This window comes from Streptomyces sp. NPDC003035, from assembly GCF_042888285.1.
Classification (GTDB): Bacteria; Actinomycetota; Actinomycetes; order Streptomycetales; family Streptomycetaceae; genus Streptomyces.
In genome coordinates this window covers 353,133-365,334 of the sequence record NZ_JBIAPJ010000004.1, presented here as the reverse complement: position 1 = coordinate 365,334, position 12,202 = coordinate 353,133, and the positions used below count along the sequence as shown (strand labels likewise).

The 12,202-nt window shown below is 71.6% G+C and carries 11 protein-coding genes; 5 read left to right on the top strand and 6 right to left on the bottom strand.

Going from position 1 to position 12,202, the window contains the following annotated elements:
* Positions 1–3: 3 nt before the first annotated feature.
* Together ACFYV5_RS14855 and ACFYV5_RS14850 are read right to left on the bottom strand one after the other, a co-directional pair.
* Positions 4–759 (bottom strand): hypothetical protein, encoded by a 756-nt coding sequence (locus ACFYV5_RS14855; protein ID WP_389168470.1) that lies wholly within the window; start codon positions 757–759, stop codon positions 4–6.
* A gap of 28 nt (positions 760–787) precedes the next feature.
* Positions 788–2,233 (bottom strand): hypothetical protein, encoded by a 1,446-nt coding sequence (locus tag ACFYV5_RS14850; RefSeq protein ID WP_389168468.1) that lies wholly within the window; start codon positions 2,231–2,233, stop codon positions 788–790.
* A 160-nt stretch (positions 2,234–2,393) separates the two neighbouring features.
* Between ACFYV5_RS14850 and ACFYV5_RS14845 the strand changes: the two genes are divergently transcribed.
* Positions 2,394–4,187, top strand: coding sequence for an NHL domain-containing thioredoxin family protein (locus tag ACFYV5_RS14845; protein WP_389168466.1), 1,794 nt, complete (start codon positions 2,394–2,396; stop codon positions 4,185–4,187).
* 31 nt (positions 4,188–4,218) lie between these two features.
* Here the strand turns inward: ACFYV5_RS14845 and ACFYV5_RS14840 are convergent, their stop codons facing one another.
* From ACFYV5_RS14840 to ACFYV5_RS14830, 3 genes are all read right to left on the bottom strand, one after another.
* Positions 4,219–4,593, bottom strand: coding sequence for a hypothetical protein (locus tag ACFYV5_RS14840; protein WP_389168464.1), 375 nt, complete (start codon positions 4,591–4,593; stop codon positions 4,219–4,221).
* Between the two features lie 74 nt (positions 4,594–4,667).
* Entirely contained in the window at positions 4,668–5,957 is a 1,290-nt protein-coding gene (locus ACFYV5_RS14835) for a M18 family aminopeptidase (protein ID WP_355110631.1), read from the bottom strand.
* A gap of 187 nt (positions 5,958–6,144) precedes the next feature.
* Positions 6,145–7,974 carry an acyl-CoA dehydrogenase gene (locus tag ACFYV5_RS14830; protein WP_389168462.1) on the bottom strand — a complete coding sequence of 610 codons (1,830 nt, stop codon included), beginning with the start codon at positions 7,972–7,974 and terminating at the stop codon, positions 6,145–6,147.
* A 287-nt stretch (positions 7,975–8,261) separates the two neighbouring features.
* Here ACFYV5_RS14830 and ACFYV5_RS14825 point away from each other — a divergent pair, with 287 nt between their 5' ends.
* On the top strand, positions 8,262–8,699 hold the full coding sequence (locus tag ACFYV5_RS14825; RefSeq protein WP_389168460.1) for a calmodulin-binding protein: 438 nt from the start codon (positions 8,262–8,264) through the stop codon (positions 8,697–8,699).
* Positions 8,700–8,738: 39 nt separating this feature from the next.
* Entirely contained in the window at positions 8,739–9,230 is a 492-nt protein-coding gene (locus tag ACFYV5_RS14820) for an SseB family protein (protein ID WP_355110628.1), read from the top strand.
* Positions 9,231–9,330: 100 nt separating this feature from the next.
* On the opposite strand, the gene gcvH is transcribed toward ACFYV5_RS14820, so the two are convergent.
* Positions 9,331–9,723 carry a glycine cleavage system protein GcvH gene (gene gcvH, locus ACFYV5_RS14815; protein ID WP_389168457.1) on the bottom strand — a complete coding sequence of 131 codons (393 nt, stop codon included), beginning with the start codon at positions 9,721–9,723 and terminating at the stop codon, positions 9,331–9,333.
* Between the two features lie 205 nt (positions 9,724–9,928).
* On the opposite strand from gcvH, the gene ACFYV5_RS14810 reads away from it, so the two are divergent.
* Both ACFYV5_RS14810 and ACFYV5_RS14805 read left to right on the top strand, forming a co-directional pair.
* Positions 9,929–10,891 carry a pirin family protein gene (locus ACFYV5_RS14810; protein ID WP_389168455.1) on the top strand — a complete coding sequence of 321 codons (963 nt, stop codon included), beginning with the start codon at positions 9,929–9,931 and terminating at the stop codon, positions 10,889–10,891.
* 244 nt (positions 10,892–11,135) lie between these two features.
* Complete coding sequence (locus ACFYV5_RS14805; protein WP_389168936.1) at positions 11,136–12,179, top strand: AI-2E family transporter; 1,044 nt, start codon at positions 11,136–11,138, stop codon at positions 12,177–12,179.
* Positions 12,180–12,202: the final 23 nt, after the last annotated feature.

Below are 12,202 nucleotides of genomic sequence, written 5' to 3'. Positions count from 1 at the left end.
GTTTCACGCAGGCGCGAAGTAGCGGGTGAAGGGCTCGGCGGTGGCGCCGAGCAGCGCGCCGAAGGGGGCGTCGAGCTGGTGGATCAGGAGAACCGTGAAGGCGATGAAGCCCGACAGGCCCATCACCATCACCACATGGGTGAAGTTCCGCTTGATGCCGAAGAGGAACATGAAGGCCAGGGTCAGCGCGCCGCCCAGGAGCAGGCCCGCCCACAGCACGGGTGACAGCTGTTCCTGGGCCGCCGCCTCCCGGCCCCGCCGCGCCTCGTCCACGTAACCGAGCTGGGCGAGCACCTCCTGCGCGGTGAGCTGGTCGGGCATCGGGTCCGAGGCGCGCGCCTCGCCGGCGGCGCGGAGCCTTTCGAGGAGCTGCCAGCCTGTCTGGCCCAGGGGTTCGCGTTCGGCCATCCTCGGCCACTCGACGTCGACCACGTGGGTGGCGTAGGCGCGGGCGGCGTCGCGCACGGGCTGTCGCCGGTCGGCGGGGAGGACGTCGGCGAGCAGATACGTCTGGTGGAGGGCGCTCGCCTCGGCCTGGACGTGGTCGGCGGCCGAGGCACGGTTGTCCCAGACGGAGACCAGGCACAGGCCGAGCACGACGGCGTAGAGGACCGAGACCATCATCGCGATGTACTCGGCGACGTCCTCGCGCGACTCCTCGTCCTCCTTGGCCGGGAACAGCTTGGTCTTGACGACCACGGCGAGAGCGGAGGCCAGCGCGACTCCCAGGACGATGACGAGGGTTTCCAGCAGGGCCATGGTCTCTTCCGTGGTCAGCGGTCAGCGGTCAGCGAATGCGGGAGCCGAGGAGGGCGGCGGCGATCGCCGCCGGGATCAGGATCAGCAGCAGCATCAGAACGGGTCCGAGCTCAGGCAGTTCACGTGCCCGGCGGCGCAGACGGGGGAGAAGGCCTTCCGTCTCGTCGGTGGCGGTGGTGGTGGCGGGCGGTACGCGACCGGGCGGCACGACAGCGGGCGGTACGGCAGGCGTTGGCGGTACCGCAGGGGGCGGTACCGGACGCGGGGGTACGGGAGGGGGTGGTACGCGAGGGGGCACTGCGGCACCCGGACCCGTGCCGACGGGTGGGCCGACGGGTGGCTCGACGGGCGGGCCGATGGGCATGACGTACGCCCCCGGCGCCCCCGCCGCGGCAAGAGCCCCAGCGGCCCCAGCCACCCCAGCAGCCCCACCTGCCCCTACCTCCCCAGCGGATACCTCCTCCCCCGCCGGTCCCGCCGGCCCTGCCGCGCCTGGCGCCCCGGGAACGGCCCCGGGAGCACCGCTCCCCGCCGTCTCCCCCACTCCCGCCCCCGCTCCCGCCCCCGCTCCCGCCCCCGCTCCCGCCCCCGCTCCCGCGCCCGCCTCCGCCCCTGCTCCTGCTCCTGCTCCCGCCCCTGCTCCCTCCCCTGTCCCCGCCGTCGTCCCCGCCCTCGCCCCCGCGTCGGGGCCGGACGGTGCCCGCAGCGTGAAGGTCGCCGAGCTACGGGCCGTCAGGAGCGGCGGGGCCACCGGGCCGCCCGTGGCGCTCAGCGTCGTGACCCGGTCGCTTCCGGCGGCCAGCCCGCTGCTGCGGTGGGTGCCCGGCGGCCGGCGGACGTTCGCCGTGCAGCGGGCGGAGGCCCCGGGCGCGAGCTCGGGCACGGTGCCGGGCCGCCCCGCGCAGTCGATGCCGGTTGCCGCGAGCCCCAGGACCGCGTCGGTGAGCCGGATCGCGTGGACCGGCCGGTTGCCCCGGTTGGCGACCGCGTACTGAACGGTGGCCGTCTGCCCGGCCCCGACCCGTACCGTCTCGGTCAGCTCCAGTGCCCCGCCCACCCCCGTGTATCCGGAGCGGGCGGTCGCCGTGAGCCGTATCCGTAGCGAGGGAACCTCCCCCACGGCCGTCGCCGTCCCGCCGTGGTGCCCCGCCCGGGCCGGGAACCGGGCCGTGCACTCGGTCGAGGAGAGCGCGGCCAGCGGCCCGGCCGGACACCGCACGGTGACTCCCGGATCGCTCACGCGGATCCCGTACAGATGCGCCTCCCCGCTGTTCACCAGCCGGTACCGCTTCACCACCGCTTCCCCGACCCGCACGTCCGGCGGCCGGGTCCCGCTGCCGCCGCGCGTGTTGACGGTGACCGTGAGCCGCAACGCCCCGTCCCCCGTGCCGCCGGCCCGGGCGCCCGGACCGGGGAGCAGCAGGGCGCCCAGCGCCGCCAGGAGCGGCAGGGACACCGCGTATCGACGACGCATGGCACCTCACCCTCGGAGACGACGATCGGATGATCGTCACGCCATGCTTGCCAGCCGCCTGTCACATGCCAGCGGCAAGACACGCCCCCTCCCGCCCTCCGCCCCCCGGTTTCACCCTCCCGGTCCCGCCGCCCCGCGCTCCGTACGGCACCCTTGAACCATGAACGACTCCGCGCCCGCCGCACCCCGCGCCCGCGCCCGTGTCCGCGCCCCCGAGCTCATCGGCAAGGGTGGCTGGCTGAACACCGGCGGAGACGAACTGACCCTCGCCGATCTGCGAGGAAAGATCGTTCTGCTCGATTTCTGGACGTTTTGCTGCATTAACTGCCTGCATGTCCTCGACGAACTCCGTGAGCTGGAGGACCAGCACCGCGACACCCTGGTGATCATCGGTGTGCACTCCCCGAAGTTCGTCCACGAGGCCGATCACCGGGCCGTCGTCGATGCCGTCGAGCGGTACGAGGTCCATCACCCCGTCCTCGACGACCCCGAGCTCGCGACCTGGAAGCAGTACGCGGTCCGGGCCTGGCCGACGCTCGTCGTCATCGATCCCGAGGGGTACGTCGTCGCCCAGCACGCGGGCGAGGGACACGCCAACGCGATCCGGACGCTCGTCGAGGAGCTGGAGGCCGAGCACGAGGCCAAGGGGACGCTGCGGCGCGGGGACGGGCCGTACGTGCCGCCGGAGCCGGTCGCGACCGATCTGCGGTTCCCCGGCAAGGCGATCATGCTGCCCTCCGGGACCTTCCTGGTCTCCGACACCACCCGCCACCAGCTCGTCGAGCTCGCGGCGGACGGGGAGACCGTGGTGCGGCGGATCGGGGACGGCGAGTTCCGCGAGCCGCAGGGGCTCACCCTGCTCCCCGACGGCACGGTCGTCGTCGCCGACACCGTGAACCACGCGCTGCGCACGTACGACCCCGAGAGCGGCGCGATCGAGCTGCTCGCCGGCACCGGGAAGCAGTGGTGGCAGGGGTCCCCCACCTCCGGGCCCGCCCTGGAGGTGGACCTCTCCTCGCCGTGGGACGTGGCCTGGTGGCAGGGCAAGGTGTGGATCGCCATGGCCGGTGTCCACCAGCTGTGGACGTACGACCCCGCCACGCGGACGGTCGAGGTCGCCGCCGGTACGACCAACGAGGGGCTCGTCGACGGGCCGGCCGCCGAGGCCTGGTTCGCGCAGCCCTCCGGGCTCGCCGCGACCGAGGACCGGCTCTGGATCGCCGACTCTGAGACCAGTGCCGTGCGCTGGATCGACACCGAGGGCGTCGTCCACACCGCCGTCGGCACCGGGCTCTTCGACTTCGGCCACCGCGACGGCGCCGCCTCCCTGGCGCTCCTCCAGCACCCCCTGGGCGTGACCGCCCTCCCCGACGGCTCGGTCGCCGTCAGCGACACGTACAACCACGCCCTGCGCCGCTTCGACCCGGCGACCGGCGAGGTGACGACCCTCGCCACCGATCTGCGCGAGCCGAGCGACGCCGTGCTCGTCGGGGACGAGATCGTCGTCGTCGAGTCGGCCCGGCACCGGCTGACCCGCCTGCGGCTGCCCGAGGAGGCCGTCCAGGTCGAGGCGGTCGCCCACCGCACCCAGCGCGAGGCCACCGAGGTCGCCCCCGGCCGGCTCCGGCTGGACGTCGTCTTCCAGGCGCCGACGGGTCAGAAGCTGGACGAGCGCTACGGCCCCTCGACCCGGCTCCTCGTCTCCTCGACCCCGCCCGAGCTGCTGCTCGCCGGCGAGGGCACCGGCTCGGACCTCTTCCGGGAGCTGGACCTCAACCCGGAGGTCACCGAGGGCGTGCTGCACGTCTCGGCGATGGCGGCGTCCTGCGACGACGACCCGGCCAACGAGTACCCGGCCTGCCATGTGCACCAGCAGGACTGGGGCGTTCCGGTGAAGCTGACGGAGTCGGGCGCCCACCGGCTGCCGCTCATCCTCGCGGGGATGGACGCCTAGGGAGTGTCCTTGGCCTCAGGCGTACGCAGTCTCAGCGGACGAAGCCCTGGTTCCTCGACTGGCGGCCCGCCGCCCCGTCGAGGCAGCCGTCCACCCACGCCTCGGGGTCGTGGACGGCCCGGTCGCCGCCCATGCCCTGGCGCTCCATCGTCGCGCACTCGCCGGCCAGTAGCGCCCGGGTCCGCTCCCCTTCCCGGTCGGCCTTCCGGATTCGGACGGCCTGCAGATAGCCGCCCTCGTAGGCGATGTCCGTGCCCCAGGGCGGGCGTTCGTCGTACCGCGCGACGGCGAATCCGGCGACCGCCGTGCCGAGCAGCACGGCGACCGTGAGACCGGCGACGAACCTGCCCCGGGAGGGGCCCTCCTGGGCCTGGACCTTGTTGACCTGGGCCTTCTGACGCTCCATGAGGAGACCGTGTCAGGAGGGACCTTTCCCCGATGTTTCGCTCCGAATCCGGAGCCCCGGTCCGGGCCCCGGACTCAGCCCTCCAGGAACGCCACGATCGCGTTCGCGAGCAGGTACGGGTCCTCCGCGCCGCACAGTTCGCGGGCGCTGTGCATGGAGAGGATCGCGACGCCGATGTCGATGGTCGTGATGCCGTGGCGGGCGGCGGTGAGGGGGCCGATCGTCGTGCCGCACGGCATCTCGTTGTTCGACACGAACGTCTGCCACGGCACGCCGGCCTTGTCGCAGGCCGCGGCGAACAGGGCCCGGCCGCTGCCGTCGGTGGCGTAGCGCTGGTTGACGTTCACCTTGAGGATCGGGCCGCCGTTGGCGCGCGGGTGGTGCGTCGGGTCGTGGCGCTCCGCGTAGTTGGGGTGGACGGCGTGGCCGGTGTCGGAGGAGAGGCAGACCGTGCCGGCGAAGGCGCGGGCCTTGTCCTCGTACGCGCCGCCCCGGGCGAAGACCGAGCGCTCCAGGACCTGGCCGAGCAGCGGGCCCTGGGCGCCGGTGTCGGACTCGGAGCCGTTCTCCTCGTGGTCGAAGGCGGCGAGGACCGGGATGTACGCGAGGTCCGGCCGCGCCGACACGGCGGCCAGGGCGGCCACGCCCGCGTGCACCGAGATCAGGTTGTCCATGCGGGGGCCGGCGACGAGCTCGCGGTCGCGGCCGAGGTAGGAGGGCGCCTCGATGGAGTGGACCATGAGGTCCCAGCCGGCCACGTCCTCGGCGTCGACGCCGGCCTCCTCCGCCACGAAGGAGATCAGGTCGCCCTCGTGGACCTCGCCGAGGCCCCAGATGGGCTGCATGTGGCGCTGCCGGTCGAGCTTGAGGCCGTCGTTGACCTGCCGGTCGAGGTGGATGGCGAGCTGCGGGACGCGCAGCACGGCGCGGTCCACGTTCACCAGGTGGTGGCTGCCGTCCCGGAGGGTGAGGCGGCCGGCGAGGCCGAGGTCGCGGTCGAGCCAGGTGTTGAGCAGCGTCCCGCCGTACGTCTCGACGGCCACCTGCCGCCAGCCCTGGGCGCCCATGTCGGGCTGGGGCTTGACCCGTAGGTTGGGGGAGTCGGTGTGGGCGCCGACGATCCGGTACGGGGTGTGGGGGGCGGCGCCCTCGGGCACGTACCAGGCGATGATCGCGCCGCCGCGGATCACGTACTTCCCGCCAGACGTTCCGTCCCAGGCCGCGGTCTCCTCGACCTGACGGAAGCCGACCTTCTCCAGCCGCTCGGCGGTGTTCGCCACGGCGTGGTACGGCGACGGGGAGGCCGCCAGGAAGGTCATGAGGTCATCGGTGTGGCCGCGGTCGAAGCGGGCGGTGCTCGTCATGGGTTCACCTTACGCACGCCCCGGAATGCGGCGCCGCGACCCCGAAAGGCGGAACCATGGGCTCCCCGACAGGCGACGCAAAGGCGGAACGGCCCGCTCCCCTCCCCGGGAGCGAGCCGTTCCTCAGTGGACGGGGCGCGTACGAGAACGCGGCCTCGTCCAGGTCCATCAGTGGACGGGGCGCGTCCTAGAACGCGGCCTCGTCCAGGTCCATCAGCGAGCCGTCGACGGCCTCGGCGAGCGCGCGCTCGGTGCCGACGCCCGGCAGGATGTTGGCGGCGAAGAACTTCGCGGCCGCGATCTTGCCCTGGTAGAAGGCCTGGTCCTTGGCGGAGGCGCCGGCGGCCAGCTTCTCGGCGGCGACGGCCGCGCCCTTGAGGAGCAGGTAGCCGACGACCACGTCACCGGAGGCCATCAGCAGGCGGGTGGTGTTGAGGCCGACCTTGTAGATGTTCTTGACGTCCTCGCCGGTGGCGGTGAGGTCGGTGAGCATCGTGCCGACGATGCCCTCCAGGTCCACGGCCGCCTTGGCGAGCGCGTCACGGGCGCCGGCCAGCTCCTCGCCGCCGGTGCCGACCGCGAGGAACTTCTTGATCTCCTCGGCCAGCGCGTTCAGGGACGCGCCCTGGTCGCGGACGATCTTGCGGAAGAAGAAGTCCTGGCCCTGGATGGCCGTGGTGCCCTCGTAGAGGGTGTCGATCTTGGCGTCCCGGATGTACTGCTCGATCGGGTACTCCTGCAGGAAGCCGGAGCCGCCGAAGGTCTGGAGCGACTGCGCGAGCTGCTCGTAGCCCTTCTCGGAGCCGTAGCCCTTCACGATCGGGAGCAGCAGGTCGTTCAGGCCGATCTCGGCCTTTGCGTCCTCGCCGGCCGCTTCCTTGAGCTGGATCGCGTCCTGCACGGCGGCGGTGTAGAGGACGAGGGAGCGCATGCCCTCGGCGTACGCCTTCTGCGTCATCAGCGAGCGGCGGACGTCGGGGTGGTGCGTGATGGTGACCTTGGGGGCGGTCTTGTCCATGAACTGCGCCAGGTCGGTGCCCTGGACGCGCTCCTTGGCGTACTCCAGGGCGTTGAGGTAGCCCGTGGAGAGGGTGGAGATCGCCTTCGTGCCGACCATCATGCGGGCGAACTCGATGATGAGGAACATCTGGCGGATGCCGTCGTGCTTGTCGCCGATCAGCCAGCCCTTGGCGGGGTGCTGGTCGCCGAAGGTCATCTCGCAGGTGTTGGAGGCCTTGAGGCCCATCTTGTGCTCGACGTTGGTGGCGTAGACGCCGTTGCGCTCGCCCAGCTCGCCGGTCTCCCAGTCGAAGTGGTACTTCGGCACGAGGAAGAGGGACAGGCCCTTGGTACCGGGGCCCGCGCCCTCGGGGCGGGCGAGGACGTAGTGGAGGATGTTCTCCTCCATGTCGTGCTCACCGGAGGTGATGAAGCGCTTCACGCCCTCGATGTGCCAGGAGCCGTCCTCCTGCTGGATCGCCTTGGTGCGGCCGGCGCCCACGTCCGAGCCCGCGTCGGGCTCGGTGAGGACCATGGTGGAGCCCCACTGGCGCTCGACGGCGATCTGGGCGACCTTCTTCTGCGCCTCGTTGCCCTCGGTGAAGAGGATGCCGGCGAAGGCGGGGCCGGAGGAGTACATCCAGACGGCCGGGTTCGCGCCGAGGATCAGCTCCGCGTAGGCCCAGATGAGGGAGCGGGGGGAGGTGGTGCCGCCGATCTCCTCGGGCAGGCCCAGGCGCCAGTACTCGGAGTCCATGAACGCCTTGTACGACTTCTTGAAGCTCGCCGGGACCGGGGCGGTGTTCGTCTCCGGGTCGAAGACCGGCGGGTTGCGGTCGGCGTCGGCGAAGGACTCGGCCAGCTCGTTCTCGGAGAGGCGGGTCAGCTCCTCCAGGACGCTCTTGGCGGTCTCGACGTCCATCTCCTCGAACGGACCGGTGCCGTACACCTTGTCGCGCCCGAGCACCTCGAAGAGGTTGAACTCGATGTCGCGGAGATTCGACTTGTAGTGCCCCATGGCGACGGCTCCGTAAGGCTCGGGGAGGCAGGTTCCTCGTACACGTACCAGCGAGTAGCAAAACGCTCTCTCCGATGATGCTACCCACCGGTAATAAGAAGCAACCCCTAGCGGACATCTGTGACGTCAATCGCTGGCGTCAAGGCGGAGGCGGGGCTCGCCGACGGGAGGGTGAAGATCCTTGGCGGGCGGGGCGTGGCGCGTAACCGATCGATTACGGTGCGTGACGGAAGTGCCCGTTGTGATCTTGGCGGGCGGCCCCCCCTTTCTCCCGGAGGAACACTCACGTGTCACGTCTGACCGCACGCCTCGGCGCCCTCTTCGCCGGCACCTTGCTCGCCCTGACCGCCGCCGCCTCGGGCGCCCCGGCCGGCGCCGCCGACCCGGCGTACTTCGAGTTCACCGACTACAGCCAAGAGAGGTTCGTCTTCCGGCTCGACGACGGGGCGAAGATCGCCCAGGCCCGCGCGATCCTGAGCGGCACGGAGCGGGAGGAGGTCCACGTCCACGGCCGGATCATCAAGCGGACGCAGCCCTACAACACCAGGTGGAGCTACCACCTGGACCCGTCGACAGTGGACTTCTTCGCGTCCGCCATCGAGGTCTGCGACGCCTCGATCCCTTACGTCGAGGATCACCTCGACGAGGCCGGCGGCGCCTTCCTGCCCGGTAGTCACTGGTGCCCCTGGGAGTCGCGGCTGACCCGCGAGGTCACCGCCCCGTAGGGGTCCTGCCGGGGCGGTCCGCTCGATAGGCTGGGGGCCATGTACGGCTACGACCAGAATCAGGGCGCCCAGCAGCAGTACGCCCCGCCGCCGCAGCAACCCATGCCGGGCGGTGTGCAGGGCGGGATGCAGGGTGGGTACGGGCAGCAGCCTCCCCTGTACCCGGAGCCGTCGCCGCCGTCGCTCGCCGACGCCGTGCGGGCGTTCACGACCGGTTCTCTGGCGGCCGAGGACTTCCAGCAGATCTTCGCGACCTCGAAGGTCTACTGCCCGCGGGGTGACAACCCCGGCTTCCTCGCGCTGCACAACACCCAGCAGCCGGTCATCCCGATGTTCACCTCCCTGAAGGAGCTGCGGCGGTACGCGGGCAAGGAGTCGAAGTACTTCGTGATCACCGGAGCCGAGGTGATCGACCTGCTGCCGACCGGCTACGGCTTCGTCCTGGACATGGAGGGCGACCACCGGATGGTCTTCGACGCGAAGGCCGTGGAGCAGATGGTCGACTTCGCGATGCGGCGGATGTACGGCTGAGAGAACGGCTGAGCGGTCGGTTCCGATCGCGCCGGAGCCCGGTCGCGCGCCTGACGGTGCGCGGCCGGGCTCCGGCCGTTCCGGGTCCGGTCCCGGGCGGCTAGTCCTCCTCCGCCTTGACGAAGTCCGTGTACTCCTGGGCGCTGAGCAGCTCGCCGAGCTCACCCTTGGCGGAGATCCTGAGCTCGATCAGCCAGCCGTCGCCGTAGGGATCGTCGTTGATCAGCTCCGGCTCCCTGTCCAGCCGGTCGTTCAGGGTGGTCACCTGGCCGGAGACCGGCATGTAGGACTCCGTGACCGCCTTGACCGACTCCACGGAGCCGAAGGGCTCGTTCTGCCCGAAGGTGTCGCCCTTCGTGGGCAGCTCCACGAACACGATGTGGCCGAGCTGCCTCTGGGCGAAGTCGGTGAGGCCGACGCGGGCCGTGTCCCCGCTCACCCGCACCCACTCGTGTTCCTTCGTGTACTTCAGGTCGTCCGGGTTGTACGACACGGGGGCTCCTTCGCCGTGGGGGTGCCGAGTCGTGGTCGTCGATCGGCGGGGACAGCCTGCATGAGTGCGGGGGGCTGTGGCGGGCATTGCGCCCGAAAGGAGGAGCGGATTCCGGCCATGGAATGAAGGGGGGCGGGCGGGCGTTCCAGGTAGCGGAAAGTTCGAGATTCAACTAATCTGAAGGTACAAGGATGGAGGTCCTGACATGCCCGCCGTAACCGTCGAGAACCCGCTCACCCTGCCGCGCGTCAGCGCGCCCGCCGATGCCGTCTCGCGCCCGGTGCTCGCCGTGACCACGGCACCTTCCGGCTTCGAGGGCGAGGGCTTCCCGGTGCGCCGCGCGTTCGCCGGGATCAACTACCAGTATCTCGACCCGTTCATCATGATGGACCAGATGGGGGAGGTGGAGTACGCCCCCGGTGAGCCGAAGGGGACGCCGTGGCACCCCCACCGCGGCTTCGAGACCGTCACGTACATCATCGACGGCATCTTCGACCATCAGGACTCCAACGGCGGTGGCGGCACCATCACCAACGGCGACACCCAGTGGATGACCGCCGGGTCCGGACTCCTCCACATCGAGGCCCCGCCGGAGCATCTCGTCGTCAGCGGCGGGCTGTTCCACGGGCTCCAGCTGTGGGTGAACCTGCCGGCGTCCGACAAGATGATGGCCCCGCGCTACCAGGACATCCGCGGCGGCCAGGTGCAGCTGCTGACCTCGCCCGACGGCGGCGCGCTGTTCCGCGTCATCGCCGGCGAGCTCGACGGCCACGCCGGTCCGGGCATCACGCACACCCCGATCTCGATGATCCACGCGACGGTCCGGCCGGGCGCCGAGGTGTCCCTGCCCTGGCGCGAGGACTTCAACGGACTCGTCTACGTCCTGGCCGGGCGCGGCTCCGTCGGCGCGGAGCGGCGGCCGGTCCACAGCGGCCAGACCGCGGTCTTCGGCAAGGGCGGAGCGCTGACCGTCCGGGCCGACGAGAAGCAGGACGGGCACACGCCCGACCTGGAGGTCGTCGTCCTCGGCGGACAGCCGATCCGTGAGCCGATGGCCCACTACGGTCCGTTCGTGATGAACACTCAGGCCGAGCTGCGCCAGGCGTTCGAGGACTTCCAGGCGGGCCGGCTGGGCAGGATCCCGGCCGTCCACGGGATGGGCGAGTAGCGGTACAGGGTGTACGGGGCCGGGGCCGGGCACACACCCGGCCCCGTACCGCGTCTGCCTGACGGGGCGTCACTCGTCCGGCCCGTACCGCAGGACGCCACGCCGAACGGCGTGGTCCGGTGGACGGGTGCAGCCCCCACAGCCGCAACCCCGGAGCCCGCAGGACCCCCGGAGCCCGGGCCTCCAGAGCCCGCAGCGTCCGCTTCTTCCCGAGCCCGTCCGCCGGGTCGCCGCCTGGTGCGCCGTGCTGCTGCTCGTCGCGGGGGTCGCCGCCGTCGGCATCTGGCTGTGCGTCGTGTTCAAGACAGCCGTGACGCCCGTCCTGCTCGCCATCCTCGGCACCGCGCTCCTCGGGCCGCTCCACCGGCGCCTGCAGCGCATGAAGGTGCGGAAGTCGCTCGCCGCCGGGCTCACGGTCCTCGCCGTCCTCGGCTTCGTCGGCGGCGCCACCTACATCGTGGTCGTCGCGCTCATCGAGACCGGCGACCAGATCATCGCCTCCCTGCGGCAGGCCGCGGGCGACATCGCCGAGCACCTGGGCGCGGCCGGCACCTCGCTCGACGACATCGCCAAGAACGCCAGAGACCTGCTGGAGAAGTTCGGCGGGACCGCCGCCTCAGGGGTGATCTCGGGGCTGAGCGTCGTCGGTGAGGTGGCGGCCACCGCCCTCCTCGCCCTGCTGCTGATCTTCTTCTTCCTCCGCGACTCCGACAAGGCCGTCGGAGCCCTGCGCTCGCTCGCCCCACGCTCGACCGGCGACACCCTGGAGGCCATGGGCCGCCGCGCCTTCGAGGCCGTCGAGGGCTTCATGCGGGGCACGACCGTCGTCGCCCTGGTCGACGCCGTCCTCATCACCCTCGGGCTGCTGATCCTGCGGGTGCCCGGCGCCATCGGGCTCGGCGCGCTCGTCTTCGTCACGGCCTACATCCCGTACCTCGGTGCCTTCCTCTCCGGAGCCGTCGCCGTCCTCGTCGCGCTCGCCGACCGCGGCTTCGTCATCGCGCTGTGGGTCCTGGGTGTCGTCCTGGCCGTCCAGGTCATCGAGGGCAACGTCCTCCAGCCCGTGATCCAGAGCCGGACCGTGCAGATGCACCCGGCCGTCGTCCTGCTCGCCCTCACGGCCGGGGCGTCCGTCGCGGGAATCCTGGGCATGCTGCTCGCCGTCCCCGTGACGGCGGCCTTCTTCGGCGTGGTCGGCGAGCTGCGCAGCCGGTACGGGGACGGTGGCGCGGGCGCTCCACCGGCGCCGACCACCCCCGCCGCTCCGACCGCTCCCGCGGAGGACTGACCGGGACCGGCCAGGACCGGCTC

What these genes read in the sequence shown, in the direction of transcription:
- ACFYV5_RS14855 (WP_389168470.1), bottom strand. Translation starts at nt 759, where the DNA reads ATGGCCCTGCTGGAAACCCTCGTCATCGTCCTGGGAGTCGCGCTGGCC.
- ACFYV5_RS14810 (WP_389168455.1), top strand. Translation starts at nt 9,929, where the DNA reads ATGCCCGCCGTAACCGTCGAGAACCCGCTCACCCTGCCGCGCGTCAGC.
- ACFYV5_RS14840 (WP_389168464.1), bottom strand. Translation starts at nt 4,593, where the DNA reads ATGGAGCGTCAGAAGGCCCAGGTCAACAAGGTCCAGGCCCAGGAGGGC.
- ACFYV5_RS14830 (WP_389168462.1), bottom strand. Translation starts at nt 7,974, where the DNA reads ATGGGGCACTACAAGTCGAATCTCCGCGACATCGAGTTCAACCTCTTC.
- ACFYV5_RS14820 (WP_355110628.1), top strand. Translation starts at nt 8,739, where the DNA reads ATGTACGGCTACGACCAGAATCAGGGCGCCCAGCAGCAGTACGCCCCG.
- ACFYV5_RS14845 (WP_389168466.1), top strand. Translation starts at nt 2,394, where the DNA reads ATGAACGACTCCGCGCCCGCCGCACCCCGCGCCCGCGCCCGTGTCCGC.
- ACFYV5_RS14850 (WP_389168468.1), bottom strand. Translation starts at nt 2,233, where the DNA reads ATGCGTCGTCGATACGCGGTGTCCCTGCCGCTCCTGGCGGCGCTGGGC.
- ACFYV5_RS14835 (WP_355110631.1), bottom strand. Translation starts at nt 5,957, where the DNA reads ATGACGAGCACCGCCCGCTTCGACCGCGGCCACACCGATGACCTCATG.